24 protein-coding genes are annotated in these 25,193 nt (G+C 75.3%); 7 read left to right on the top strand and 17 right to left on the bottom strand.

All coding sequences use genetic code 11. The annotated features are described in order from the left end of the window. Positions 1–20: 20 nt before the first annotated feature. From murC to QRT03_RS13010, 8 genes are read right to left on the bottom strand one after another with little or no spacing between them, the layout of a single operon-like run. Entirely contained in the window at positions 21–1,517 is a 1,497-nt protein-coding gene (gene murC, locus QRT03_RS13045) for a UDP-N-acetylmuramate--L-alanine ligase (protein ID WP_286053363.1), read from the bottom strand. Positions 1,518–1,528: 11 nt separating this feature from the next. Next, on the bottom strand, positions 1,529–2,653 hold the full coding sequence (murG, locus tag QRT03_RS13040; RefSeq protein WP_286053254.1) for an undecaprenyldiphospho-muramoylpentapeptide beta-N-acetylglucosaminyltransferase: 1,125 nt from the start codon (positions 2,651–2,653) through the stop codon (positions 1,529–1,531). 19 nt (positions 2,654–2,672) lie between these two features. Further along, positions 2,673–3,953: a putative lipid II flippase FtsW gene (ftsW, locus tag QRT03_RS13035; protein WP_286053253.1), complete on the bottom strand. Its 1,281-nt coding sequence runs from the start codon at positions 3,951–3,953 to the stop codon at positions 2,673–2,675. Continuing rightward, on the bottom strand, positions 3,950–5,416 hold the full coding sequence (murD, locus tag QRT03_RS13030) for a UDP-N-acetylmuramoyl-L-alanine--D-glutamate ligase (protein ID WP_286053252.1): 1,467 nt from the start codon (positions 5,414–5,416) through the stop codon (positions 3,950–3,952). Before murD ends, ftsW begins: the two co-directional genes overlap by 4 nt. Further along, positions 5,409–6,476 carry a phospho-N-acetylmuramoyl-pentapeptide-transferase gene (gene mraY, locus QRT03_RS13025; protein WP_286053251.1) on the bottom strand — a complete coding sequence of 356 codons (1,068 nt, stop codon included), beginning with the start codon at positions 6,474–6,476 and terminating at the stop codon, positions 5,409–5,411. Before mraY ends, murD begins: the two co-directional genes overlap by 8 nt. After that, entirely contained in the window at positions 6,473–7,894 is a 1,422-nt protein-coding gene (locus QRT03_RS13020) for a UDP-N-acetylmuramoyl-tripeptide--D-alanyl-D-alanine ligase (RefSeq protein ID WP_286053250.1), read from the bottom strand. The genes mraY and QRT03_RS13020 overlap by 4 nt, the downstream gene beginning before the upstream one ends. Continuing rightward, on the bottom strand, positions 7,891–9,495 hold the full coding sequence (locus QRT03_RS13015) for a UDP-N-acetylmuramoyl-L-alanyl-D-glutamate--2,6-diaminopimelate ligase (protein ID WP_286053249.1): 1,605 nt from the start codon (positions 9,493–9,495) through the stop codon (positions 7,891–7,893). The genes QRT03_RS13020 and QRT03_RS13015 overlap by 4 nt, the downstream gene beginning before the upstream one ends. Positions 9,496–9,509: 14 nt before the next feature. Further along, positions 9,510–10,166, bottom strand: a complete 657-nt coding sequence (locus QRT03_RS13010) for a TetR/AcrR family transcriptional regulator (RefSeq protein WP_286053248.1) — start codon at positions 10,164–10,166, stop codon at positions 9,510–9,512. 52 nt (positions 10,167–10,218) lie between these two features. Here QRT03_RS13010 and QRT03_RS13005 point away from each other — a divergent pair, with 52 nt between their 5' ends. Further along, positions 10,219–10,698: a GNAT family N-acetyltransferase gene (locus QRT03_RS13005; protein WP_286053247.1), complete on the top strand. Its 480-nt coding sequence runs from the start codon at positions 10,219–10,221 to the stop codon at positions 10,696–10,698. On the opposite strand, the gene QRT03_RS13000 is transcribed toward QRT03_RS13005, so the two are convergent. The 6 genes from QRT03_RS13000 to QRT03_RS12975 form a co-directional block, all read right to left on the bottom strand. Beyond that, the gene (locus QRT03_RS13000; protein WP_286053246.1) at positions 10,688–12,592 is read right to left on the bottom strand and encodes a peptidoglycan D,D-transpeptidase FtsI family protein; all 1,905 of its coding nucleotides are present in this window, start codon (positions 12,590–12,592) and stop codon (positions 10,688–10,690) included. The two genes, QRT03_RS13005 and QRT03_RS13000, sit on opposite strands and share 11 nt — an antisense overlap. Beyond that, positions 12,592–13,308, bottom strand: a complete 717-nt coding sequence (gene ftsL, locus QRT03_RS12995; RefSeq protein ID WP_286053245.1) for a cell division protein FtsL — start codon at positions 13,306–13,308, stop codon at positions 12,592–12,594. Before ftsL ends, QRT03_RS13000 begins: the two co-directional genes overlap by 1 nt. Then, positions 13,305–14,312 (bottom strand): 16S rRNA (cytosine(1402)-N(4))-methyltransferase RsmH, encoded by a 1,008-nt coding sequence (gene rsmH / locus QRT03_RS12990; RefSeq protein WP_286053244.1) that lies wholly within the window; start codon positions 14,310–14,312, stop codon positions 13,305–13,307. Before rsmH ends, ftsL begins: the two co-directional genes overlap by 4 nt. A 220-nt stretch (positions 14,313–14,532) precedes the next feature. After that, complete coding sequence (mraZ, locus tag QRT03_RS12985; RefSeq protein ID WP_286053243.1) at positions 14,533–14,964, bottom strand: division/cell wall cluster transcriptional repressor MraZ; 432 nt, start codon at positions 14,962–14,964, stop codon at positions 14,533–14,535. A gap of 720 nt (positions 14,965–15,684) precedes the next feature. Then, the gene (locus QRT03_RS12980) at positions 15,685–16,086 is read right to left on the bottom strand and encodes a DUF3040 domain-containing protein (protein ID WP_286053242.1); all 402 of its coding nucleotides are present in this window, start codon (positions 16,084–16,086) and stop codon (positions 15,685–15,687) included. 233 nt (positions 16,087–16,319) lie between these two features. After that, positions 16,320–17,069 (bottom strand): class I SAM-dependent methyltransferase, encoded by a 750-nt coding sequence (locus QRT03_RS12975; RefSeq protein WP_286053241.1) that lies wholly within the window; start codon positions 17,067–17,069, stop codon positions 16,320–16,322. Between the two features lie 58 nt (positions 17,070–17,127). On the opposite strand from QRT03_RS12975, the gene QRT03_RS12970 reads away from it, so the two are divergent. Next, positions 17,128–17,994: a ParA family protein gene (locus QRT03_RS12970; protein ID WP_286053239.1), complete on the top strand. Its 867-nt coding sequence runs from the start codon at positions 17,128–17,130 to the stop codon at positions 17,992–17,994. Positions 17,995–17,996: 2 nt separating this feature from the next. On the opposite strand, the gene QRT03_RS12965 is transcribed toward QRT03_RS12970, so the two are convergent. Both QRT03_RS12965 and QRT03_RS12960 read right to left on the bottom strand, forming a co-directional pair. Then, positions 17,997–18,518 (bottom strand): SAV_6107 family HEPN domain-containing protein, encoded by a 522-nt coding sequence (locus QRT03_RS12965; RefSeq protein WP_286053238.1) that lies wholly within the window; start codon positions 18,516–18,518, stop codon positions 17,997–17,999. Between the two features lie 28 nt (positions 18,519–18,546). Next, positions 18,547–18,837 carry a hypothetical protein gene (locus tag QRT03_RS12960; RefSeq protein ID WP_286053237.1) on the bottom strand — a complete coding sequence of 97 codons (291 nt, stop codon included), beginning with the start codon at positions 18,835–18,837 and terminating at the stop codon, positions 18,547–18,549. Positions 18,838–19,110: 273 nt separating this feature from the next. Here QRT03_RS12960 and QRT03_RS12955 point away from each other — a divergent pair, with 273 nt between their 5' ends. Both QRT03_RS12955 and QRT03_RS12950 read left to right on the top strand, forming a co-directional pair. Beyond that, positions 19,111–19,809 (top strand): GNAT family N-acetyltransferase, encoded by a 699-nt coding sequence (locus QRT03_RS12955; RefSeq protein WP_286053236.1) that lies wholly within the window; start codon positions 19,111–19,113, stop codon positions 19,807–19,809. A 29-nt stretch (positions 19,810–19,838) separates the two neighbouring features. Continuing rightward, entirely contained in the window at positions 19,839–20,513 is a 675-nt protein-coding gene (locus QRT03_RS12950; protein WP_286053235.1) for an LppM family (lipo)protein, read from the top strand. Positions 20,514–20,519: 6 nt separating this feature from the next. Here the strand turns inward: QRT03_RS12950 and metF are convergent, their stop codons facing one another. Next, positions 20,520–21,407: a methylenetetrahydrofolate reductase [NAD(P)H] gene (metF, locus tag QRT03_RS12945; RefSeq protein WP_286053234.1), complete on the bottom strand. Its 888-nt coding sequence runs from the start codon at positions 21,405–21,407 to the stop codon at positions 20,520–20,522. Positions 21,408–21,540: 133 nt separating this feature from the next. On the opposite strand from metF, the gene QRT03_RS12940 reads away from it, so the two are divergent. Genes QRT03_RS12940 through QRT03_RS12930 form a run of 3 tightly spaced genes read left to right on the top strand, consistent with a single transcriptional unit; the run spans position 21,541 to position 25,138 of the window. After that, entirely contained in the window at positions 21,541–22,671 is a 1,131-nt protein-coding gene (locus QRT03_RS12940) for a polyprenyl synthetase family protein (RefSeq protein ID WP_286053233.1), read from the top strand. Next, the gene (crtI, locus tag QRT03_RS12935; RefSeq protein WP_286053232.1) at positions 22,671–24,152 is read left to right on the top strand and encodes a phytoene desaturase family protein; all 1,482 of its coding nucleotides are present in this window, start codon (positions 22,671–22,673) and stop codon (positions 24,150–24,152) included. The genes QRT03_RS12940 and crtI overlap by 1 nt, the downstream gene beginning before the upstream one ends. Next, positions 24,149–25,138, top strand: coding sequence for a phytoene/squalene synthase family protein (locus QRT03_RS12930; RefSeq protein ID WP_286053231.1), 990 nt, complete (start codon positions 24,149–24,151; stop codon positions 25,136–25,138). The genes crtI and QRT03_RS12930 overlap by 4 nt, the downstream gene beginning before the upstream one ends. Positions 25,139–25,193 lie beyond the last annotated feature (55 nt).

The raw sequence follows: 25,193 nt of genomic DNA, 5'->3' as shown, positions 1-25,193 counted from the left end.
GGTCGGGGGCGGCAGGGGGCTCAGCCCCCGACGTGGGCCGGGCTCGAGCCCGTCCCCGTCGCTCCGCTCGCCTGGTCCCGACGCTCGAGCTCGGCGAGGACCTCCGGGCCGAGCACGGTGACGTCGCCCGCGCCCATCGTGATCACGAGGTCACCGGGGCGGGCGAGGTCGGCGAGGAGGCTCGGCACGGCCGCCCAGGACGGCTCGTAGTGCACGTCCTCGGCGGGCAGCGCGACGTGCCGCGCGATCGTCGTGCCGTTGATGCCCGGCTCCGGCTGCTCCCGGGCGCCGTACACGTCGAGCAGCACCACCTCGTCGGCCAGCGAGAGCGCCTCGCCGAACTGCTCGGCGAAGTCCCGGGTCCGCGAGTAGAGGTGCGGCTGGAACGCCACGATCAGCCGGCCCCGCTCCCCCAGCACCGGCCGCGCGGCGCGCAACTGGGCGGCGACCTTCGTCGGCGCGTGCGCGTAGTCGTCGTACACGCGCACCCCCCCGGTCTCACCGCGCAGCTCGAACCGCCGGCGGACCCCGGTGAACGAGGTGAGCCCGTCGAGCAGCTTCTCGAGCGGGGCCCCGAGGTCCAGCCCGGCGAGGAGGGCGGCGCACGCGTTGAGGGCCTGGTGCTCCCCGGCGACCCCGAGCCGCACGGTCCGCTCCACATCGTCGACGCGGATCGTCAGGACCCCCGTCGAGGCCTCGGCGCGGTAGTCGAGCACGGCGACGTCGTCGGGGCCGGTGGCCGTCCGGCCGTAGCGGCGCACGCGCACCCCGGCCGCGGCCGCCCGGTCGCCCAGCGCGGCGGCGCCCGGGTCGTCCGCGCACACCACCAGGGCCCCACCCGGCTCGATGCGTCCGGCGAACGCGTCGAACACCGCCACGTAGGCCTCGACGGTGCCGTGGTGGTCGAGGTGGTCGGGCTCGACGTTGGTGACGATCGCGACGGCGGGCGTGTAGGCCAGGAACGACCCGTCGGACTCGTCGGCCTCGGCCACGAACACGTCGCCGTGCCCGTGGTGGGCGCTGGAACCGGACGCCAGCAGGTCGCCGCCGATCATGAACGACGGGTCGGTGCCGCAGGCCTGCAGCGCGACGACCAGCATCGACGTGGTCGAGGTCTTCCCCGCGCTGCCCGAGACGCACGCCGCGCGGTGGTCGGCCATCAGCTCGGCGAGCACCGCCGAGCGGTGCAGTACCGGGATCCCGCGGGCGGCGGCCTCGAGGAGCTCGGGGTTGTCCGGGTCCGCCTGGTGCACCGCCTTCGTCGTGACGAGGGCGGTGGGGCCGCCGGGCAGCAGGTCGAGGTTCGCGGCGTCGTGGCCGATCGAGACCTCGGCGCCCAGGGTGCGCAGGGCGAGGACGGCCCGGGAGTCCTTCGCGTCCGAGCCGGACACCATGGCGCCACGGGCGAGCAGGATGCGGGCGATCCCGCTCATCGCCGCCCCGCCCGCGCCGATGAAGTGCACGCGCGAGAGCAGGCGCGGCAGCTCCGGCGCGACCGCCTGCTCACCGGGCTGCATGGTCTCCTCGGTCACCGTGCCCCCTCCTCGGCCCCCGGGCCCTCTGCCGCGTCCAGCACCATCCGGGCCAGTGTCTCGTCCGCGTCCGCGTGGCCCGTACGCCGGGCTCCCGCGCTCATCGCGGAGAGCCGCTCACCGCTGGTCAGGAGCGGTACCACGAGGTCGACGACCTTCTCCGGGGTGAGCTCCGCGTCCTCGACCAGGATGCCCCCACCGTGCTCCACGACCGGCAGCGCGTTCAGACGCTGCTCGCCGTTGCCGTGCGGCAACGGCACGTAGATCGCGGGGAGGCCCACCGCGGACACCTCCGCCACGGTCATGGCGCCGGACCGGCAGATGGCGAGGTCGGCGGCGGCGTAGGCCAGGTCCATCCGCTCCAGGTAGGGCACCGCGACGTAGGGCGGGGTGCTGGGCGCGACGTCCACGGTGTTCTTCGGCCCGTGGGCGTGCAGCACGCCGATACCGGCCCGTGCGAGCTCCGGCGCGGCGCCCGCGACCGCCTCGTTGAGCGACCGCGCGCCCTGCGACCCCCCGAACACCAGCAGCGTGGGCGCGTGCGGGTCGAGACCGAAGTGGGCCCGGGCCTTCGCGCGCAGCGCCTCGCGGTCGAGGGTGGTGATGGCGCGGCGCAGCGGCATCCCGATCACCGGCCCGTCCAGCCCGCTGCCGGGCACGGCGGCCGCGACCGCCGCGGCGTGGCGGGCCCCGACCTTGTTCGCGATGCCGGCGCTCGCATTCGCCTCGTGGACCACCACCGGCATGCGGGTGCCGGGCAGCCGCGCGGCGAGGTACGCCGGCAGGGCCACGTACCCGCCGAACCCGACGACGACGTCCGCGTCGACCTGGCGCAGCACCTGGCGGGTCCGCCGGACCGACCGCAGGATGCGCCAGGGCAGCGCCGCGAGGTCCTTGGACGGCTTGCGCGGCAGCGGCACCGGCGGCACCAGCTCGAGCGGGTAGCCGCGCCGGGGCACCAGGGTCGTCTCCAGGCCCCGCGCGGTGCCCAGGGCGGTCACCCGCGCGTCCGGGCGCAGCCGCTTCACCGCGTCGGCCAGCGCGAGCGCGGGCTCGATGTGGCCGGCCGTGCCGCCGCCGGCGACGACGACGGAGAGCGGGTGGCGGGGGCGGTCGGGCACCAGGGGTACTCCTCGGGGGTCAGCGGGCGCGCACCGGATCGGGCGGGGGCAGGCGCAGGGCGCGCGCGAGGCGGCCCTGCCCGTGGGTGCGCAGCGCCGCGGCGGCGTCGGTCTCGTGGCGGGCGAAGTTCGCGAGCAGGCCGCCCGCGAACAGGGCGAGGGCGAGCGAGGTGCCACCTGAGGAGACCAGGGGCAGCGGGATGCCGGTGACGGGCAGCAGGCCGACGACGTAGCCGATGTTGATGGCGGCCTGCACCACCAGCCACACCGTCAGCGTCGCGGACACGACCCGGATCCACGGGTCCACGGACCGCGCCGCGATGCGCAGGCCGGTGTAGGCGAGGGTGACGAACAGGGCGATCACCGCGACCGCGCCGAGGAAGCCGAGCTCCTCGCCGATGATCGCGAAGATGAAGTCGTTGTCGGCGTTGGGCAGGTAGCTCCACTTCGCGCGGCCCTGCCCGAGGCCCTGGCCGAACAGCCCGCCGTCGGCGAGCGAGTACAGCGCCTGCCGGGCCTGGTAGGCCGGGCCGAGCGGGTCGGCGTTCGCCGGGTCGAGGAACGCCGCGATCCGGCTCTGGCGGTAACTCGCGATCACGCCGAGCACCACCATGCCCACGACGCCGCCGGTGCCGATCAGCGCGAGCAGCCCCAGCGGCGCGCCGGCGAACCAGAGCAGGGCGACCACGATGACGCCGAGCGAGATCGTCGTGCCGAGGTCGGGCTGGAGCATCACGAGCACGAAGACCAGCACCGCGACCGGCACCATCGGCAGCAGCGCCTGCCGCCAGCGCCGCGGCGCCGGGCGGTGCCGCACGAGCACGTGCGCGCCCCAGAGCGCGAGCGCGATCTTGGTGATCTCGCTGGGCTGCAGGGAGAGCCCGGCCACCCGGAACCACGACCGCGAGCCGTTCACCTCCGCGCCCAGCCCCGGGACGAGGACCAGCGCGAGCAGCAGCAGGCACACGCCGAGCAGCCACGGGCTGGCGGCACGCCACCGTCGCGGCGGCACGCGCAGCCCGAGCCAGAACAGCCCGGCCCCGAGCACGGCGAACGCCGCCTGCCGGACGAACACGCCGTAGGAGGAGCCGCCGGACGCGTAGGCGTTCACCGACGACGCCGAGAGCACCATGACCAGGCCGAGCGCGGTCAGCAGCCCGAACACCGCGAGGACGAGGTGCAGCGAGGTCAGCGGGCGGCCGAGCCACTGGTGCAGCGCGCCGCCGAGGGCGCGGACGTGCGGCGGCGCCTGGCCGCGCGCGGGTCGCTCGCGGCGCGGCGCCGACGACCGGGTGGTCACGACGACGGGTCCGCGTCGGTCCCGGCCACGTCCCCGCTCGCGCCGCCCGCGGCGGCGACCTGCTGGGCGGCCGCGGCGAAGGCGTCGCCGCGGGCCGCGTAGTCGCGGAACATGTCCATCGAGGCCGCTGCGGGTGCCAGCAGCACGACGTCGCCGGGATGGGCCATCGTCGCGGCCGCCCGGGCCGCCGCCAGCATCGCGTCCATCGGGCCATCGTCGCCCCCGCCGACGTCCGCGACCGGCACCTCGGGGGCGTGTCGGGCGAGCGCGTCGAGGATCCGGGCCCGGTCGGCGCCCAGCACGACGGCCCCGGCGAGGCGGCCGGCGTGCGCGAGCACCAGGTCGGAGACCTCGGCGCCCTTGAGCAGGCCGCCCGCCACCCAGACCACGCGGGCGTGCGCGGCCAGGGACGCGGCCGCGGCGTGCGGGTTGGTGGCCTTGGAGTCGTCGACCCAGCGGACCCCGGCCGCGTCGGCCACCACCGCGCCGCGGTGGGCGCCGGGGGCGTAGGCGCGGAGTCCGGCCGCGACCGCCTCCGCGGGCACGCCGATCGCCCGCGCGAGCGCGGTGGCCGCCAACGCGTTGGCCTCGCCGGGCGGACCGGCCGGGACGATGTCCGCGGCGTCGGTGATCACGGTCGGGCGCCGGTCCTCGCCGCCCGCGTCGTCGAACGCCCGGTCCACGAGCCGGCGCACCCCGCGGGAGGCGACGATGCCCAGCTCGCCGGGCCCCGGCTCGCCCCGGGTGAAGCCCACCCGCCGCCCGGGGGCGGCCCGGAGCAGGCCGGCGGCCCGCTCGTCGTCGAGCCCGCCGACGGCGACCCGACCCCGGAACACGCGCGCCTTCGCCGCCGCGTAGGCGGCCATCGACCCGTGCCAGTCGAGGTGGTCGTCGGCGACGTTGAGCACCGCACCGGCGAACGGCGCGACCGAGGGCGACCACTCGAGCTGGAAGCTGGAGAGCTCCACCGCGAGCACCCGGTGCCCGGCCCGCAGCGCGTCGACGATCGGCAGGCCGATGTTGCCGCAGGCGACCGCGTCGCGTCCGGCCGCGAGCAGGATCGCCTCGAGCATGCCGGTCGTCGTCGTCTTGCCGTTCGTGCCGGTGACGGCGAGCCAGGTCGGCGGCCCGTCCGGGCACACGGCCGGGTCCTGCCCCAGGCGCCACCCGAGCTCCGGCTCGCCGATCATCTCGACACCGGCCGCGTGCGCGGCGGTGGCGAGCGGCGAGTCCGGGCGGAAGCCGGGGCTGGTGACGACGAGGCCGCAGTCCGGCGGCAGCGTCGTCAGGTCCTCGGTGAACTCGGCCTTGCGGTCGGACAGGGTGGCGAGCTGGGCCGGGTCGGCGTCCGCCACGGTGACCCGGGCGCCGATCTCGAGGAGCACGTCGACGACGGACGCACCGGTCCGGCGCGCCCCCGCGACGAGGACGTGCGTGCCCGCGAGTCCCCCGCGCTCAGCCACCGGACGCGGCCAGCCACTCGCTGTAGAACAGTCCCAGCCCCAACGCGCAGCAGATCGCCGCGAGCAGCCAGAACCGGATGATGACGGTGGTCTCGGCCCACCCGGCCAGCTCGAAGTGGTGGTGGAACGGGGCCATCCGGAACAGGCGCCGCCTCGTCGTCCGGAAGACCGCGACCTGGAGGACCACCGACAGGGCCTCGACGACGAACACGCCCCCCAGGACCACCAGGAGCAGCTCGGTGCGGGTCACCATCGCGAGGCCCGCGAACATGCCCCCGAGCGCGAGGGACCCGGTGTCGCCCATGAAGATCCGCGCCGGGGCCGCGTTCCACCACAGGAAGCCGATGCAGGCGCCCATGCCGGCGGCCGCGACGAGGGTGATGTCGAGCGGGTCGCGGACCTGGTAGCAGCCCGCCTCGATCGCGGTGCCGCAGGCGTTGCGGAACTGCCAGAACGAGACGATCAGGTAGGTGGCGAGCACCATCGCCGAGATGCCCGCCGCGAGCCCGTCCAGCCCGTCGGTCAGGTTCACCGCGTTCGAGGCGGCCGTGACGATCAGGTAGCAGAACAGGACGAACCCGATGCTGCCGAAGCCGACGATCGCGATGTCGCGGACGAAGGACAGGTTCGTCGAGGCCGGTGTCAGCCCCTGCTCGTCGGAGAACTGCAGCGCGAGCACCGCGAAGATCACCGCGGTGACGAGCTGGCCGACCAGCTTCGCGGTCTTGTTCAGCCCGAGGTTGCGCTGTCGACGGATCTTGATGAAGTCGTCGAGGAAGCCGACCACGCCGAGCGAGGTCATGAGCAGCAGGACCAGCAGACCCGACGCGGAGATCGACACGTCCGCGACCAGGTGCGAGACGAGGTAGCCGACCCAGATCGCGATGAGGATCGCGACCCCGCCCATCGTCGGGGTGCCGCGCTTGCCCTGGTGGCTCTGCGGGCCCTCCTCGCGGATCTCCTGCCCGAAGCCCTGCTTGATGAACAGCCGGATCACGTACGGCGTCAGCAGGATCGACACCGCGAGGGCGATCCCGGCCGCGACCAGCACGCCCCTCATCGGACGGCTCCCTGGTCCAGCAACGCCTCGGCCACCTTCTCCAGGCCCGCGGACCGGCTGGCCTTGACCAGCACGACGTCGCCGGGGGCCGCGTGCACGGCCTCCACGGCCGCGGCCGCGTCGGGCACCAGGTCGGAGGCGAGCCCGGCCGTGCGGGCCGCCTCGTAGGTCGGGCGGGCCGCCTCCCCGACGACGACGAGCCGCTGCAGCCCGGACGCGGCTGCGAGCCGGCCGAGCTCGGCGTGCGCCGCCTCGGCGTCGTCGCCCAGCTCGCCCATCACGCCCAGGACGGCCGTGTGCCGCCCACTCATCGACGCCAGGGTGGCCAGCGCCGCCCGCATCGACTCGGGGTTCGCGTTGTAGGCGTCGTTGAGCACCCGGACACCGTCCGGACGCTCCCCGACCTCCATGCGCCAGCGGCTGCGCGGGACGGCCTCGCCCAGCGCGGTCGCGACCTCGTCCACCGTCAGCCGCGTCGACTCCAGCGCGATCGCGGCGGCGACCAGCGCGTTGTCGACCTGGTGCGCCCCGCGCAGCCCGAGAGCGACCTCGGCCTCGCCGGACGGGGTGAGGAGCCGGAACCGCGCCCGGCCCTCCCCGTCGATCGTCTCGTCCACCGCGCGGACGTCGGCCTCCGGCGCCCGGCCGGTGTGGACCACGCGGGCGGCGGTGCGGGAGCGCATGGCGGCGACGACCGGGTCGTCGGCGCCGAGGACGGCCACACCCTCCGCGGGCAGGGCCTCGACCAGCTCGCCCTTGGCCTGCGCGATCGCCTCGCGCGAGCCGAACTCCCCGAGGTGCGCGGACCCGACGTTGAGCACCGCCCCGATCCGCGGGGGTGCGACCCGGCACAGCGCCGCGATGTGGCCGCGGCCGCGGGCGGAGAGCTCGGCGACGAGGTGCCGCGTCGCGGGGTCGCAGCGCAGCACGGTCCAGGGGTGCCCGAGCTCGTTGTTGAAGCTCCCGGGCGGGGCGACGGTGGGACCGTCGCGCTCGAGCAGGGCGGCGGCCAGATCCTTCGTGGAGGTCTTGCCGGAGGACCCGGTGATGCCGACGACGTCCAGGTCCGGCAACGCGTCCACCACGTGCCGCGCCAGGGTCTGCAGGGCCACCAGGACGGCCGCGCCGGCCGCGTCATGGGCGGCGTCCGGGACGTGCGCACCGGTCAGCGGCTCCACGAGCACCGCGGGCGCGTCCACCTCGCGGGCGGCGAGCACCCCGGCCGCGCCCGCGGCCACGGCCGTCGTCGCGAAGTCGTGACCGTCGACCCGCTCACCGGGGAGGGCGACGAAGAGCCCGCCCGGGCCCACCGCGCGGCTGTCGAACTCGACCGTGCCGGTGACGCGTTCGTCGCCGGTCGCCCGGTGCAGCCGCCCGCCGACGAGGCGGGCGAGCTCCGCGAGGGTCAGCTCGATCACGCAGGGTCCTCTCGGATGGCGGTCATGAGTTCGTCCACGTCGGAGAAGGGCACGACCTCCGCACCGACCTTCTGGCCCAGCTCGTGGCCCTTCCCGGCGACGACGACCACGTCACCGGCGCGGGCGGCGGCCACCGCGGCGCGGATCGCGGCCCGCCGGTCGCCCTCCTCGGCCACGATCGCACGGGCCCCCTCGGCCCGGTGCGCCCCGTCCAGCATCGCCGCGCGGATCGCGGCCGGGTCCTCGGTGCGCGGGTTGTCGTCGGTGATCCACACCAGGTCGGAGAGCTGCGCCGCGAGCGCCCCCATCACGGGGCGCTTCTCGCGGTCCCGGTCGCCGCCGCAGCCGAGCACCGTCAGGACCCGCCCGGACACCTCGTCGCGCAACGTCGTCAGCAGCGCCTCGACCGCGGCGGGCTTGTGCGCGTAGTCGACGATCGCGAGGAACGGCTGGCCCGCGTCGACCCGTTGCATCCGGCCCGGGACGGCGACCGTGGCGAGGCCGCCGGCCAGCCGGACCGGGTCGAGCCCGACCGCGTGCCCGCAGGCCAGGGCGACCAGCGCGTTGGCGACGTTGAAGGCGCCGGGCAGGGCCAGCTCGACCGGTACCTCGAGGCCGTCGGGGCCGTGGACGTGGAACGACTGCGTGCCGTCCGGGTGCGCGACGAGGTCGGCGACGGTCCAGTCGGCCTCGCCGGTGGTGCTCACCGTCGTCGCCTCCACCATCCCGGCCAGGTGGCGGCCCCAGGCGTCGTCGACGCAGACGACGTGGCGCTGGGCCCGCCCGTCGAAGAGCCGGGCCTTCGCGGCGAAGTAGTCCTCCATCGTCGGGTGGAAGTCGAGGTGCTCGGCGGAGAGGTTGGTGAAGGCCCCGACGGCGTAGGCGGTGCCGCCGACCCGGTCCTGCGCGAGCGCGTGGCTGGACACCTCCATCGCCGCGTGCGTCACGTCCTGCTCGACCATGGCCGCGAGCAGCGCCTGCAGGTCGGGGGCCTCGGGCGTGGTGAAGGCGCTCGGCACGCGCCGCCCGCGCATCCGCGTCTCGACGGTGCCGATCAGGCCCGTCGTCGCGCCGGCCGCGGCGAGCGCCGCCTCGAGCAGGTAGACCGTGGTCGTCTTGCCGCTGGTCCCGGTCACCCCGAGCAGGGCCAGGTGCGACGACGGGTCGCCGTAGATCCGCGACGAGGCCGGTCCCAGGGCCTCGCGCGGCCGGGGGTGCACGAGCACCGGCACGGTCCCGACGGCGGGTCGCGTGGCCCCGGCGGGATCGGTCAGGACGGCGGCCGCCCCGCGGCCGAGGGCCTGGTCGGCGAAGTCCGCGCCGTGCGCGCGGGCCCCGGGCAGCGCGGCGAACAGGTCGCCGCGGCGGACCTCGCCGGCCCGCAGCGTGGCGCCGGTCGTGGTGCCGTCGACCTCACCCCGCACCTCCGGGGCCTCGCCGGTCGCCGCGGTGATGCGCTCGACCAGCGCCTCGAGCGAGGTCGGGACGACCGTCCCGGGCCGGATCACGTCCTCCTGGCCGGTCGGGCCGTCCCCCGACGGCACGGGACCCGAGGGGCCCTCGTCGGGCTCCACGGCGGTCCGGCTCGGCGCGGGCGGCACGCGGCGAAGGCTACTCACCGCCCGGTGCGGTCCTCCCCTGGCCCTGGGGTCCCCGCCCCGCGACCGAGGCCGCGCAGGTGCGCCGCGACGGCCGCTCCGGTGCGCGCGGTGTCGCCGGTCGCCAGCAGGTCGAGCAGGGCCCCGCGCAGGACCGCGAGCAGCAGGGCACGCTCGGCGGTCCCGTCGGGGGTCGAGACCCGGTCGGAGGGCTGGTGGGCGGCCAGCAGCAGGTCCCAGTCGGTGACGGTGCCGTGCGCGAACCCGGCCCACGGCGTCGTCGGGTCGTCCTCCTGGTTCCCCACCGACCGGCTGTACGCCTCCAGCCACAACCGCAGCAGGGCCCGGTGCTCGTCCGCGGCGAGCCAGTCCCAGAGGACCTGCCCGACCGTGCCGAGCCCGACGTCGTCGGGAAGGGCGTCGAGGACCCGCAACTGATCGGCCCGGGAGCGCCCGAGCAGGGCGCGCACCAGGCCGTCCTTGCTGCCGAACAGGTAGAGCAGCACCCGCGGGCTGGAGCCGATCGCCTCCGCCAGCGGGCGCAGCGACATCCCCGCCCAGCCGTGTGCGAGGACCCACCCGTACGCCGCGTCGAGCAGCTCGCGCCGGCGCGCCGAGCCCTCGCCGTCCTCGTCGGGGGTCGTCGTCGCGCTCCGGGAACCGGTCACCGTCACGGCGCCCAGTGTGCTTCACTGAAACACTCGTTTCAGTCAGGAGGGTGTGAGCATGGGTGACGTCGTGCTGCGCGACGCCGACCGGCCCGGGGACCTGGGCTGGGTCGTGATGGCGCACGGGGAGCTGTACGCACGCGAGTACGGCTGGTCGGTGGAGGCCGTGACGGCGCGGATCGTCGCGGACTTCGCGGCCGGGCCGGCACACGACCGGGCGTGGATCGCCGAGCTCGACAGGCGCCGGGTCGGCTGCGTCTTCTGCGTGCACGAGGACGCGTCGACCGCGCGGCTGCGCCTGCTGCTGCTCGACCCCGTGGCCCGGGGCCTCGGCGTCGGCCGTGCCCTCGTGCGCCGCTGCGTCGCCCACGCCCGCGACGCCGAGTACGGCCGGCTGGTGTTGTGGACCAACGCCCCCCTGGACGCCGCCCGCACGATCTACCTCGCGGAGGGTTTCCGGCTCGTCGCCGAGGCGGAGCACGACGAGTTCGGGGTCGCCCTACTCGGCCAGGACTACGAGCTGGTCCTCACGGCGTGAGCTGCAGCGGCACCTGGCGCGGCGGCGCGGTGGAGACCGGCACGTCGCCGTGGGCGGCGAGGTAGGTCCCGATGTCATGGAACAGCGGGGCCGCCGAGTCGCCGCCGGGCGGCGCGTCGAGCATGAGCGCGACGACGTAGCGCGGGTCCGCCGCCGGGAACATGCCGGCGAAGGTGATCCAGTACGTCGAGCGGGCGTAGCAGCCGCACGACGGGTCGACCTGCTGCGCGGTGCCGGTCTTGCCCGCCACCGGGTAGCCGTCCATGGCCGCCTTGGCCCCGGTGCCCTCGTTGGGGCTCTTCCCGGCCTGGGTCACCGACTGCAGCATCTGACGCATCGTGTCCGCGGTCTGCGGCGACATCGCCCGCACCCCCTCGGGGGCGGGGGCCGGCGTCCGCACGCCGTCGGCGCCGACGGTCGCTGAGATGACCCGGGGCGGGACGCGGACGCCCCCGTTGGCGATGGCCTGGTACATGCTCGCCATCTGCAGCGTCGTCATGGACAGGCCCTGACCGATCGGCAGGTTGCCGAAGGTCGACCCCGACCACTTGTCCCGGGGCGGCACCGACCCACCGCTCTCCCCCGGCAGTTCGACGCCGGTCCGCGCGCCGATGCCGAGCTTGTCGAGCATGTCGCCGAACCGGTCCGGGCCGACCCGCTGGGCCGTCATGAGCGTCCCGACGTTCGAGGACTTGCCCAGGACGCCGTTCATCGTCATCGGGACGGGGCCGTGCGACCAGGCGTCGTTGATCGTCCGGTCGGCGAACTTGATGCTCCCGGGGACGGTGAGCACGTCCTCGGGCTTGATCAGGCCCGCCTCCAGCGCGGCGGAGAAGGTGACGGCCTTGTTCACCGACCCCGGCTCGAACGGCGTCGTCACCGCGGGGTCGCCGGGCGCCGGTCCGCCGCCGGCACCGGCGTTGGCCAGCGAGAGGATCTGCCCGGTGTGCGCGTCCAGCACGACCGCGCTGCCGCCCTTCGCCCCCGTCCGCCCGACGTAGGCGGAGAGCTTCTGCTGGACGGTGTACTGCAGGTCGGAGTCCAGGGTCAGGACGAGGTCGTTCCCGGCCTGCGCGGGCTGCTCGGCGCGCGTCGACCCGGGGATGACGGCGTCGCTGCCCTCCGCGGTGTCGACGACGCGGAACCCGTCGCGGCCCGCGAGCACCGTGTCCTCGGCGCTCTCCAGCCCGACGTTGCCGTTGATGCGGCTCTTGTCCATCGACCAGGACGCGCTGCCGACGACGGAGCCGCCGACGTCGCCCGCGGGGTACTGCCGCGACTCGCGGTCCTCCTGGGCGATCTCGGGGAACTGCTCGCGGATGGTGCGCGCGGCGGTCGGGTCGACCAGCGGGGCGAGCACGACGTAGCTGCGGTCGCTCATCAGCGCGGCGTAGAACGGCACGGGGTCGGCGTGCAGGATCGCGCCCATCCCCTGGGCGATCTGCGCCTTGCGCTGCTCCGGGGTCGGCGCCCCCGGGGTGGACCGGATCTCCGGCTTCGACCAGTCCTCGGCGATCCGGCGCGGGTTCGCGACGAGGGCCTTGGCCTCGACCGAGAACGCCAGGGGCGTGCCGCTGCGGTCGAGGATCGCGCCGCGCTCGGCGGGCACGACGAGGCGGGTCATGCGCTGCTTCGCGGCGTCGGCGGCGAGGTCGCCGGCGCTGATCGCCTGGACCTCGACGAGCTTGACCGCCGCGATGATCAGGACGACGACGAGCAGCAGGCGTCCGATGCGCAGGCGGCGGCGGGGGTCCGGGGGCTTCGGGACGCGGGGCCGGCGTGGGGGTCCGGCCGGCGGCTGCGGCCGGCGTGGGGGTGGCGGGCGGTCGTCACGGCCGCGGGAGGCGGGGTACCGGGACGGCGGCCGCGTCAGGGTGGCCGGGGGGCGGGCCATCAGCGGGTGCCGCCCGACGTCGTGCCGGCACCGGCGGGCGCGGGTGCGGGCGAGCCGCCGGAGGCCGCCTGGACCCCGGTCGACGGGTTGGCGGCGAGCCCCTCGGGGTCGCCCTGGGAACGGGCGTCCTGGGAGGTCGAGCCGGGCTGGGTGGGCTGCGCCGGCTGCGTGGTCTGTGCCGGCTGGGCGGGCTGGGGCGCCGGGGCCGGCTGGGGCGGGGGCGCCGCGGCGCGGGCCTTCTGCGGGGAGCCGACGACCTGGCTGGTGCCGTCGGGGTGCACGAGGATCACCGCGGGCACGCCCGCCGGGACCATGCCGATCCGCTCCGCCGACGCGGCCAGCGCGGGGGCGGCCTGCATCGCGGCGACGTCGCGGTGGAGCCGCTCGACCTCCTCCGAGCGGTCCCGCGTGGTCTGCCGGGCGTCCTCGAGGCGGTAGGAGTCCGCCGCGGCGGCGGTGGACAGCCACAGCGTGGCGACCAGACCCGACGTCAGGAGCACCATGATCAGCAGGACGAACGGGGCCGTGCCGCCGGTCGTCTCCGGGATCGGGGCGGTCGTGGTGCGGGCGCGCTTCGCGCCGGGCGCCGGGGTGCGCCGGCTGGTCGCCCGGGCACGGGCGCCGGCCTTCGTCGTGCGGGTGTCGGTCGTGGCCGACCGGCTCGCACCCGTCGTCGTGCGGGTCGCCTCCCGGTGGGTGAGGGTGCCCGAGCTCATGCCGCCTCCCGGATGCGTTCCGCGGCACGGAGCCGCACCGAGGCCGCCCGCGGGTTCGCGGCGACCTCGGACTCGTCGGCCTTCTCCGCGCCGCGGGTGAGCAGCGCGAGCTCGGGCTGGTCCTGCTCGCGCAGCACCGGCATGTCCGGGGGTGCGCTGGGGCGGGACCGCTCGCCGAGGACCCGCTTCACGATGCGGTCCTCCAGGGACTGGTAGCTCATGACGACGACGCGGCCGTGCAGCGCGAGGGCGTCGACCGCGGCCGGGACCGCCCCCGCGATGGCGTCGAGCTCGCCGTTGACCTCGATGCGCAGCGCCTGGAACGTGCGCTTCGCGGGGTGACCGCCCGTCCGTCGGCTGGCTGCCGGCATGGCCTGCTCGAGGAGGGCGACGAGCTCCGCGCTGGTCCGCAGCGGAGCCCGCCGCCTCGCACGAACGACGGCCTCGACGATGCGTCGGGCCGCGCGTTCCTCCCCGTGGTCCCGGAGCACGCGCACCAGCTCGCCGGGCGCGTAGGTGTTGAGGACGTCCGCCGCGCTCGGACCCGTCGTCGGGTCCATCCGCATGTCCAGCGGGGCGTCGCGGGAGTAGGAGAAGCCCCGCTCGTCCTCGTCGAGCTGCAGCGAGGAGACGCCGAGGTCGAACAGCACGCCGTGGACCCGGCCGAGCCCGAGCCGGTCGAGCACGTCGGCGATCTCGTCGAAGACGGCGTGCACGAGGTGGGTGCGCCCGTCGAACGGGCGGAGGCGTTCACCGGCGAGGCGCAGGGCCTCACGGTCGCGGTCGAGGCCGACGAGGGTGAGGTCGGCGTGCCGGGTCAGCAGCGCCTCTGCGTGCCCGCCGAGCCCGAGGGTGCCGTCGACGACGACCGCACCGGGCACCTCGAGGGCGGGCGCGAGGAGCTCGAGGCAACGTTCGAGCAGCACCGGCACGTGGCGCTCACCGCTGGGGCGCGTGTGGGTGAATCCGGAGGCGTCGTCATCCGAGGGCCCGGAAGGGTCCATCGTCCGCCTCCACCGTGTCCGCCGGGCGCTGTCTGGTGCGTGCTGGCCGGCGGTGGTCGCCGGCCGGCGCCCGAGGCGGGGCGGATGCCGTCACGTCCCGGCCCGCAGGGCGGGCGGACCTGGCACCGGGGAAGGTGTGCCAGGGCCGTCACCCTGCGGGTCGGGGCCTCACGGCACCCGTCTCGCTCTCCTGGGCGGGGTCCTGCTGGTGCGTTCGGGATCAGAAGACCCCGGGGAGTACCTCCTGCTGGGCCTGCGCGTAGCTGTCCTCGTGGGCGTCCTGGTAGCTCTGCCAGGCCGCCGAGTCCCAGATCTCGAGGCGGGTGACCGCCCCGATCACCGTGCAGTCCCGATCGAGCCCGGCGTAGCGCCGGAGTTCGGCCGCGATCGGGATACGACCCTGGGAGTCGGGACGCTGCTCGTCGGTGCCGGCGAACAGGTAGCGCTGGTACGCGCGCACCCGCTCGTCGGTGAACGGCGCCTCGGCCACCTTGCGGGCCATCTGCTCGAACTCGTCGCGGGGGAACACGTACAGGCAGTGGTCCTGCCCCTTCGTGATCATCAGCCCCCCTGCGAGCTCGTCGCGGAACTTGGCGGGCAGGGTGAGCCTGCCCTTCTCGTCCAACCGCGGGGTGTGGGTGCCGAGGAACACGGCCCCACCTCCCCGATGAGGCCCCTATCGCCCCACTGCGCACCACAATACCCCACGATCCACCACCTTCAACCTCCCCGGGCCGGCGTGTGCTCCCCGATCGGTGGAGTTCGCGCAGGTCAGTGCAGGTGGGGAGAGGTGGGGGACGCGGGAGGACCGGCGCCCGACGATCCCTGATCCACCTGGTCGGAGCAGGCTTCGACACGCCTGCGAGCCCGTCCCGGCCCCGGTTCCGGCCTGCTCGGAGGCGCCGTGGGGGCTCGTGGGGGACGCGGTGGGGCGGAGTGGGGCGGCCCGATGGGGCGGAGTGGGGGCGGAGTGGGGGCGCGCCGCGCCGAGAGGCACACCAGGCACGTTCCCGGGCCGCCGCAGGTGCCTCATGTGCCTCTCGACGCCGCCGCCGACCGACCTCGGTGCGGGCGTGGGGCGGAGCGGGGCGGCCCGGTGGGGCGGAGTGGGGGGACCCGGGCCCGCGGTGTCAGCGATGGCCCATTGCTGGCGTCAGATGCGCGAACGGCGCCACTCATTCATCGGCGGCGAGACCCTCCGGCTCGCGCGCCAGAGCCGCGGCACCGGCGCACCTGCCGCGAGGACGACGTGAGGCATCCCGACCGCCCCCGGAACCTGCCTCACGTCGACCTTGCCGAACCCCGAGCGACCCCGGACACACGAACGCGCCGCCGACCCGAGGTCGACGGCGCGTGGGTGTGCGGGTGAGCGCTACTCCTGCTCGAAGCGCTTGCGGAAGCGCTCCTCCATCTTCGTGGTGAAGCGACTCTTCTCCTTGTCACCGGCCGGGGCGCCCTTGGCGTCACCCTCACCGGCGGCGGCCTCGCCCTTCTTGCCGCCCGTCGCGGTGATCGCGAGCACCGCGCCGGCGAACATCATGAGGAAGCCGATGACGCTCACGACCGGGAAGCCGCCGGGGAACCACTGGAACACCAGGCCCATCACCAGGGCGGCGACGCCCACGACGAAGAGCGCGATGCCCTGGATGCGGCGTCGACGCGACGGCCGTCGGAGACGACCACCACGGACGGTCGACGCGAACTTGGGATCCTCGGCATAGAGCGCGCGCTCGATCTGGTCGAGCAGACGCTGCTCGTGCTCGGAGAGCGGCATGGTTCTCCTCCGGCACCGGAACGAGAGCGAGGACCGGCCCCGGGGGAAGGGACGATCGGCACATCAACGTGATGGCTGCCTTCATCGTACGAGCCCTCCGCCGGTCCGACTACCCGGACCGGTGTTCTGCGCGGACGATCATTCTTTCGGCCGGTGAGACGCCTCCCACCCGCGACGCGCCGCGATCACCGCGGTGCGGTGCGTGAAGATCGACCGGGCTCGCGAGACCTGCGTCACGCGCGGCGGGCGAGCACGTGGATGCGCGAGGCGAGGTCACGCAGGGGCGGAGTGGTCGAGGCCAGTTCCTCCAGGGCCGCGACGTCGGCCGGCGTCCCGGCGTCGGCGGCGGACTCGGGGATCAGGTCGGCCAGCACCCGGTGCCCCTGGACCCGCTCCAGGGCCAGCGACGGCTCCTGCTCGACCAGGGCGGTCAGCTCCGCGGTGTCCATCCGGCGCAGCAGTTGGTCGGCCGCGCCCCAGCGGCCGGCCGGATCGGCGAGCATGCGCCGCGCGTCCCCGACCCGGCCACTCACCACGCGCGCGAGCACCGCCGCGTACCGGCCCGCGACGAGCAGCGAGAGCGCCCCGCCGGGCGCCGTCGCGGTGGCCAGCGAGTGCACGGCCGCGGCGGGGTCGTCGACGTACTCCAGCAGGCCGTGGCCGAGCACGAGGTCGGCCTGCACCCCGTCGGTCACGGCCGCCAGCGCGTCGACGTCGGCCTGCAGGGCGTGCACGGCGGCGTCGACGCCGGCGTCCCGCGCCCGGCTGCGCAGCACGGCCAGCGCGTTCGCGCTGGAGTCCACGACCGTGACCTCGCACCCCTGCACGGCCAGCGGCACGGCCCAGGCACCGCTGCCGCCGCCCACGTCGAGGACGCGCACCGTGCCGCCGCGGGCGCGCGCCGCGGCCAGCTCGTCGCGCAGGCTCGCGGCCACGACGTCGACGGGCGGGGACGCGGGAGTTCGGGCCGGGCGGGCGGTCACGGCCACACCGTAGTGCTCACCCATCGGGGATCCGCGTCGGAGCCGGTACGTTGCCCTCGTGTACGTGACCGGTGTGCTCAGCCTCAAGGGCGGGGTCGGCAAGACCACCGTCACCCTCGGGCTGGCGGGCGCCGCCGCGAAGCAGGGCCTGCGCACCCTGGTGGTCGATCTCGACCCACAGGGCAACGCCACCACCGCCCTCGAGCCCGCGGAGAGCGAGACCACGATCGCGGACGCCCTCGAACACCCCTCCCCCGCCGTCCTGGCCACGTCCATCGCCCCGAGCAACTGGGACGACTCGATCGACGTCCTCGTCGGCTCCGAGGACATCGAGCGCCACAACCACCCCGACCCCGGGTCCCAGCGTCTCGGTCGGCTCTCCCGCCTCCTGGCCGCCCTGCCCCGCGGTACCGAGCCCGACGAGCCCACGACCCGGACGCGCAGCAGCGCCCCGGGGGCGAACCTGCCGCACTACGAACTCGTCCTCATCGACTGTCCGCCCTCTCTGGGCCAACTGACCCGCTCCGCGCTGGTCGCGGTCGACCGGGCGGTGCTGGTGACCGAGCCGACCATCTTCGCGGTCTCCGGGGTGCAGCGCGCCTTCGAGGCGGTCCAGGCCGAGCGCGCGCACAACCCGCGCCTGCAGCCGCTCGGGGTCCTGATCAACCGGTACCGCGCCCGCTCGGCCGAACACGAGTTCCGGATCAACGAGCTGCGCGAACTCTTCGGCCCCCTCGTGCTCTCCGGCGTGCTGCCCGACCGCACCGCGGTCCAGCAGGCCCAGGGTGCCGGCGTCCCGATCCAGCGCTGGGACACCCCCGGTGCCCGCGAGATCTCGCAACAGTTCGACAACCTGCTCGGCCGCATCGTGCGGGCCGGCCACAGCGCCCGCGAGCGCCGCGGCAGCTCCCGCCGCACGGGCTGACCTCAGATCGGGCGGAGCCCGGCCACCGTCCGCGTCACCAGCGCCAGGAACAGGTCGGCCTGCCGGACCATGTCGTCGGCGTCGCGCTGGCCGACCAGCCGCGTCGCCCCCGCCTCGACGGCCGACCGCGTCGACGAGTGCGCCGCGAAGAACGCCGCCCACTCCCCGTACTCCGGCGCGACCGAGGCCAGCAGGGTCCAGGCGTCGGTCGGACGCGTGCTCCGGCGGGACCGCGCCCGGACGGCCAGCACCGCGGCGGCCGAGCGCAGCGCGGCCAGGTGGGCCAGCCGGAACCGCTCGGCCGGCGTCTCCGCGCCCTGGGCCTCCCGCAGCCCGTCGCGGGCGGCGCCGAGCAGGGAGACCACGGACCGCGAGGGCGGCGGAGCGGGCGGTCGGGGGGTGCTGGACGGTCGACGACGGGTCTCACGCCGGGCCGGGACGTGCGCCCGGTCGCCCGCACGCGGTGCGGGGGCGTCGGCCGCCCCGGTGTCGAACAGGTCGCCGGTGGTGCAGGTGGTGCTCACGGGAACTCCTCGGGTGGATCGGGACGGGTCAGGTCAGCCACCGGAGGTCCCAGACCCCCGGGCCGGAGCGCATGCGCAGGACGAACTCGCCGGGCGGCAGGTGCGGCTCGTCGGAGCGCCGCGCGAGCACCCGCCAGCACCGGCACCGGTCTCCCCCGACGGGCATCACCGACCGGAACGGCCACCGCGACTCCTCGATCCACCGCTCCTGCACCTCCGTGACCAGGTAGTGGCTGTCCCGGCGGTTCGGCCGGCGGTGGAACTCGACGGGGTCCCCGTCGACGCACCGGACCTGGACCGGCGACGGGCTGCGAACCATGCGTCCTCCACGGGCGGCGCGCTCGATGCCGCCCGCATGGCGCGGGGCGGCCTGTGCCTGCCACCGTGGGGAAGCCGGCGGCTCCGGCACGGCCGACGGGACGCTTCCCCACGCCTCGCCGACCGGCCAGTCGAACACGTGTTCGACGACCTTGAGTGAACCCTGCCCCGAGCCGAACGTCAAGTCGTCCGGGAGTGAGCGTGATCCGCGCCGCCCGGCGTGATGAGATGGAAGGATGGACGGGGAGGCACCGACGCCGGCGACCACGGCGTCATGACCGCCGCGCCCGAGGACACCCACCTCGTCGACCTCGATCCGGCCGAGCTCGCCCGTCGCCTCGACGAGGCCCTCGACCTCTACGTGCGGGCCATGGGCTATCCCCCGGGCACCGCACGGCAGCGCGCCCCGATGTGGCTGGAGCACTCGCGACGCCGGGGCTGGCGCGCGGTCGCCGCGGTGGACGGCGCGGACGCCCTGCGCGGGATCGCCTACGGCTACCCCGGGGCGCCCGGCCAGTGGTGGTACGAGGAGGTGCGGCGCGGTCTGCGGCGCGCCGCCCGCGCCTCCCGGGCACCGGGCGGCCTCTTCGGCGCCGGGCTCGGTCGGCTGCTCGGCGAGACCGTCCCCCACGGCGAGGATCCCGATCTCGACGCCTGGCCGCTGGACGGCGACCCGGAGACCTACCTCGCGGACTACTTCGAGCTCACCGAACTGCACGTCCGGACGGACGCGCAGGGCCACGGGCTCGGCGAGGCCCTGCTGCGCCGCCTGCTCGACCGTCCGGAGGCCGGGCACGTGCTGCTGTCCACGCCCGAGGCCCCCTCCCCGACCCGGGCCTGGTCGCTCTACCGCCGCTGCGGCTTCCGCGACGTCCTGCGCCACCACCGCTTCTCCAGCGACCCGCGCCCCTTCGCGGTGCTCGGGCGCCCGCTGCCGCTCGTCCCGGAGGAGCCCGTCCGGCGCGCGCCGTGACCGTCGGGGGTGCCTGGCACGATGTCCGCGTGCCCACCCGCCGTCGCCGACGCTCCGTCGTCCTGCTCGCCCTCGTCCTCGCGCTCGTGGGCCTGCTCGGCACGGGCTGCGTCCGCGTGCGGGCCGGGCTCGCGGTGTCCCCGCAGGACACGGTCTCGGGGACGATCGACGTCGGCACCCCGGCGGGCACGCCCGGCGGGAACGGCCCGCCGCTGCAGGTGCCGTCCGACCTCGAGGGCGACGTGACGGTCACCCGCTACGAGCAGGACGGGTACATCGGGTCGCACCTCGCGTTCGAGGACCTGTCCTTCGACGACGTGTCCCGGCTGCTCCCCCAGATCAGCCCGACGACGTCGTCGGCCGTCCGGCTCCAGCTGCGCCGCGCCGGGGACCGGGTGGTCCTCTCCGGGCAGGTCGACCTCACGCGCGTCACGCCGGAGAGCGCCGACGTCCAGCTCAAGATGGCCTTCCCCGGCACGGTGCGCCAGACCGACGGCACCGTCTCGGCGGGCGTCGTCAGCTGGACCTTCACCCCGGGCGAGGTCGGCGAGGTCAACGCCGTCGCCGAGTACCCCGACCCGAACGCCCCGTCCTGGGTGAGCTGGGCCCTCCTGCTCACCGCGGTGGTGCTGGTGGCGGCCGGCGTCGTCTTCGCCCTGGCCGCCGCGACGCGCCCGCGGGTGGACCGGCGGGCGCGCCGCTGAGGAGGCTCAGGCGTCCGGGAAGGACGCGACGCCGAGCCGCTGCACCACGTCCACCACGGCGGGGTGGCGGTTCATGCTGATGTAGTGGATGTTGCCGACGCCCTCGTCGTACATCCGCTGCGAGAGCTCGACGCACAGGTCGATGCCCGCCTCGCGGAACGCCGCGGCGTCGTCGACCAGGGGCTCCAGCCGCTCGGTCATCGCCGGCGGCAGGGCGGCCCCGGAGAAGTCCGCGCCGCGCTCCATCGCCTTCGGCGTGGTGATCGGCATCAGTCCCGGCATGATCGGGATCTCGCACCCCGCGGCGGCGATGCGGTCCCGCATCCGCAGGAACTGGTCCGCGTCGTAGAACATCTGCGTGATGGCGAACTCGGCGCCCGCCTTCACCTTCTGGACGAAGAAGCGGGTGTCGGAGTCCTCGTCGCCGGACCGCGGGTGCAGGTACGGGAAGGCCGCCACCCCGACGCAGAACGTCCCGAGGCGACGGACCATGTGGACCAGTTCCTCGGTGTAGGCGAAGCCCGCCGGGTGCGGGACCCACTCGGCGTCCTTGTCGTTCGGCGGGTCACCCCGGATCGCGAGGACGTTGGAGATGCCGGCCTCGGCGTAGGACCCGATGACGTGGCGCAGGTCCTCCATCGAGGCGTCGACGGCGGTCAGGTGGGCCATCGCGGTGAGCGTGGTGTCGGTGGCGATCCGACCGGTGGTGCGCACCGTGCGGTCCCGGCTCGACCCGCCGGCGCCGTAGGTCACCGACACGAACGCCGGGTCCAGGGGCTCCAACGACCGGATCGTGTTCCACAGGGTCCGCTCGCCCTCGTCGTTCTTGGGCGGGAAGAACTCCACCGAGAAGGTCGGCGTCCCGCGCTGGATCCGCTCCATGACAGTGGGCATCCGGTGACCATACGTGGCCGAGCGCGCCGAGTGGGGCTTTCGTGTGACGGTCGACGCGACCCCTTGCGCTCGTCCGGCCGGGTGCGCGTCGTTTCCCTACCCTGGCGTCCGCCGAACGGCGATGGGAGTACGGATGACCGCAGGCCGGACGCTGCCCGCGCGCGAGACGAGGGTGCCGGTCGGGCTCGAGGAGATCGAGGCCGACCTGCCGTGCGCGGTCACCGAGGAGCTCGCCCGCTTCCTCGCCGTCCGCCGCGAGACCTGCGCCGACCTCGCGCCGGAGTTCGTCGACGCGGTCGACGACCTGTCCGCGATGGCCCTCGGCGGTGGGAAACGGCTGCGGCCCACCTTCGCCTGGTGGGGGTGGCGTGGTGCCGGCGGGGACCGCCGGGAGGGCGGGCCCGGACCCGACGTCGTGCTGCGCACGGTGGCGGCGCTCGAGCTGGTGCAGGCCTGCGCACTCGTGCACGACGACCTGATCGACGACTCCGACCTCCGCCGCGGCATCCCGACGGTGCACGCCCGCTGGTCCGCGCGGCACGCGGAGCGTGACTGGATCGGTTCCTCCGAGCGCCTCGGAGCCGCGATCGCGGTGCTCGTCGGCGACCTGGCCCTGGCGTGGTCGGACGACATGCTGCGCGGGGCCGGGCTGGACGCGTCCACCCTGGCCCGGGTCGCCGGGGTGTGGGACGCGATGCGCACCGAGATGCTCACCGGGCAGTTCCTCGACGTCGTGGGGCACGCGACGGACCTCGCGACGCCCGAGGGCGTCCTGCGGATCAGCCGCTACAAGACCGCCGCCTACACCATCGAACGGCCGCTGCACCTCGGCGCCGCGCTCGCGGGGGCGGACGACGACCTCGTCTCCTGCTACCGCCGGTTCGGCACCGACCTCGGCATCGCCTTCCAGCTGCGCGACGACCTCCTCGGCGTCTTCGGCGACCCCGCGGTCACCGGGAAGCCCGCGGGCGACGACCTCCGCGAGGGCAAGCGCACCCTGCTGGTCGCCCTCGCCCGCCGTCATCCCGACCGGGACGCGGCCGCCCCCGTCGAGCACGCCCTGGGCCTGGACGACCTCGCCCCGGCGGACGTCGAGGCCGCCCGCACCGCCCTGCAGCGGCTCGGCGTCGTCGACGAGGTCGAGGAGCGCATCGCCACCCTCACCACCTCGGCCCTCGACGCGCTCGCCACCGCCGACGTCGGGCCCGAGGCGCACGAGCGCCTCACCGCCCTCGCGGCCAAGGCCACCCGGCGGGCGTTCTGATGGCGGGCGGCGGACACGTCGTCGTCGTGGGCGCGGGACTCGCCGGGCTGACGGCGGCCCTGCACCTGCGCGGCGCGGGCCGCGAGGTCACCGTGGTCGAGCGCGAGAGCTTCCCCGGCGGCCGGGCCGGGCGGCTCGATCTTCCCGACGGCCGGTCGGGCTCGTTCCGGCTCGACACCGGTCCGACGGTCCTGACGATGCCGGACCTGCTCGAGGAGCCGTTGACCGCGGTCGGCGAGAAGCTCGGCGACCGTCTCGACCTGGTCCGGCTCGACCCGGCCTACCACGCCCGGTTCGCCGACGGCTCCACCCTGGAGGTCCACACCGACGGCGACGCCATGGAGCAGGAGATCCGGGAGAAGGTCTCCGCCGGCGACGCCGAGGGCTACCGCCGTTTGCGGGCCTGGCTCACCGAGCTCTACGGCGTCCAGATGGCGACGTTCATCGACGCCAACTTCGACTCCCCCCTCGACGTCCTCGGCCGCGACCTCGTGCGCCTCGGACTGCTCGGCGGCTTCGGCCGGCTCGGGCCGCGCATCGGGCGCTTCCTCGACGACGAGCGCCTCCGCCGCATCTTCTCGTTCCAGGCCCTCTACGCCGGGGTACCGCCGGCCCGGGCGCTCGCCGCCTACGCGGTCATCGCCTACATGGACACGATCGCAGGCGTGTACTTCCCGAGGGGCGGCGTCCGCGCCCTGCCCCAGGCCTACGCGGACGCGGCGGCCGCGGCCGGCGTCGAGTTCCGCTACGACACCGAGGTCACCGCGCTCGAACGACACGGCGGCCGGGTCACCGCGGTGGAGACCGCGGGCGGCACGATCCCGGCCGACGCCGTCGTCCTGACCCCCGACCTGCCCGCGGTGCACGAGCTGGTGGGTCGCCGACCGCGGCGCGCGGTCCCGCTGCGGTGGTCGCCGTCGGCCTTCGTGGTGCACCTCGGGCTCGACCGGCCGCAGCCCGACCTCGGCCACCACACGATCTCCTTCGGCGACGCATGGGCGTCGACCTTCGACGAGATCATCACCGAGGGGCGGCTCATGCGGGACCCCTCGCTGCTGGTCACGCGCCCGACGACCACGGATCCCGGCCTCGCGCCCCCCGGCGCCGACTACGTCTCCGTGCTCGCGCCGTGTCCCAACCTGGCCACCGCGCCGGACCTGGACTGGGACCGCATCGCCCCGCGCTACCGGGACGAGATCCTCGGCGTGCTGGCCGGCCGTGGCATCGACGTGACCGGCCACGTGGTCGCCGAACACCGCATCTCCCCCGCCGACTGGGCGCGCCTCGGCATGGCGGCGGGCACCCCGTTCTCCGCGGCGCACACGTTCGCGCAGACCGGGCCGTTCCGCTCCGGGAACCGCGTCGCCGGCCTCGCGAACGCCTACCTCGCCGGGTGCGGCACCAACCCCGGGGTCGGGGTCCCCACCGTGGTCGTCTCGGGCAAGCTGGCGGCCGCCCGCGTCGTCGGGAAGGGTTCATGACGACGGGTCTGGCGGTCCCGCCGCGCGGGGCGGCGGCAGAACTGGACGCCGCCGGCATCACGTCCCCGGACCTGCGCGGCGCCTACGCCCGGTGCCGGGCCCTGAACGCGGAGCACGGCCGCACCTACTTCCTCGCGACGCGTCTGCTCACGCCCGCGCAGCGCCCGGCGATCCACGCGTTGTACGGGTTCGCTCGGATGGCCGACGACGTGGTCGACGCGCCCGGGGCGGCGACGGTCGCGGAGGTCGTCGCCCGGATCGAGGAGATCCGGGCCCGCATGCGGGTCGCGCTCTCGGGGACGCGGGACGTGTTGGCCGAGGAACCGGTCGTGGCCGCGCTGGCCCACACCGTCGACACGTACGGCATCGACCACCGTCATCTCGAGGACTTCATGGACTCGATGGCGATGGACCTGACGATCACCGACTACCCGACGTTCGACGACCTCGCGGTGTACGTGCACGGATCGGCCGCGGTCATCGGGCTGCAGGTGCTGCCCGTCCTGGGCACCGTCGTGCCGCAGGAGGAGGCCGAGCCGGCCGCCGCGGCCCTCGGGGTCGCCTTCCAGGTGACGAACTTCCTGCGGGACGTGGGCGAGGACCTCGACCGCGGTCGCATCTACCTGCCCGCCGACGAGCTCGCCGCCTTCGGGGTCGACCGCGAGCTGCTCGTGTGGTGCCGGGAGCGCGAGCGCACCGAGCCCCGGGTCCGCCGTGCGATCGCGCACCTCGTCGCCCGGACCCGGGCGATCTACCGCCGCGCCGACGCGGGCATCGACCTGCTCGACCCCGTCTCGCGGCCCTGCGTCCGCACCGCATCCGTGCTCTACAGCGGCATCCTCGACGAGATCGTGGCGGCGGACTACGACGTGATCACGCACCGGGTCGTCGTCGGGAAGGCCCGGCGCGCCGCGGTGGCGGGGCCCGGGCTGCTGCGCGCGGTCGCGGCCCGCCGTGCGCCGGGGGTACGTCGGCGTACTCGGTGAACGAACGGCACCCTCGCGCGCCTAGAAGCTGCGAAAGAGCCGTTCGCTCGCGACG

This window comes from Actinomycetospora termitidis, assembly GCF_030286555.1.
In the GTDB taxonomy this organism is placed as follows: domain Bacteria; phylum Actinomycetota; class Actinomycetes; order Mycobacteriales; family Pseudonocardiaceae; genus Actinomycetospora; species Actinomycetospora termitidis.
Note: the sequence above shows the minus strand (reverse complement) of the source record. Positions and strands in the feature narration are given on the sequence as shown.

Bases quoted from the DNA above. Each gene is read 5' to 3' on its own strand.
- rsmH (WP_286053244.1), bottom strand. From the start codon at position 14,312: ATGGACCCTTCCGGGCCCTCGGATGACGACGCCTCCGGATTCACCCAC.
- murC (WP_286053363.1), bottom strand. From the start codon at position 1,517: ATGCAGCCCGGTGAGCAGGCGGTCGCGCCGGAGCTGCCGCGCCTGCTC.
- crtI (WP_286053232.1), top strand. From the start codon at position 22,671: ATGGCGGGCGGCGGACACGTCGTCGTCGTGGGCGCGGGACTCGCCGGG.
- QRT03_RS12955 (WP_286053236.1), top strand. From the start codon at position 19,111: ATGACCGCCGCGCCCGAGGACACCCACCTCGTCGACCTCGATCCGGCC.
- metF (WP_286053234.1), bottom strand. From the start codon at position 21,407: ATGCCCACTGTCATGGAGCGGATCCAGCGCGGGACGCCGACCTTCTCG.
- QRT03_RS12930 (WP_286053231.1), top strand. From the start codon at position 24,149: ATGACGACGGGTCTGGCGGTCCCGCCGCGCGGGGCGGCGGCAGAACTG.
- ftsL (WP_286053245.1), bottom strand. From the start codon at position 13,308: ATGAGCTCGGGCACCCTCACCCACCGGGAGGCGACCCGCACGACGACG.
- QRT03_RS12980 (WP_286053242.1), bottom strand. From the start codon at position 16,086: ATGCCGCTCTCCGAGCACGAGCAGCGTCTGCTCGACCAGATCGAGCGC.
- QRT03_RS12940 (WP_286053233.1), top strand. From the start codon at position 21,541: ATGACCGCAGGCCGGACGCTGCCCGCGCGCGAGACGAGGGTGCCGGTC.
- mraY (WP_286053251.1), bottom strand. From the start codon at position 6,476: ATGAGGGGCGTGCTGGTCGCGGCCGGGATCGCCCTCGCGGTGTCGATC.
- QRT03_RS12960 (WP_286053237.1), bottom strand. From the start codon at position 18,837: ATGGTTCGCAGCCCGTCGCCGGTCCAGGTCCGGTGCGTCGACGGGGAC.
- QRT03_RS13005 (WP_286053247.1), top strand. From the start codon at position 10,219: ATGGGTGACGTCGTGCTGCGCGACGCCGACCGGCCCGGGGACCTGGGC.
- QRT03_RS13000 (WP_286053246.1), bottom strand. From the start codon at position 12,592: ATGGCCCGCCCCCCGGCCACCCTGACGCGGCCGCCGTCCCGGTACCCC.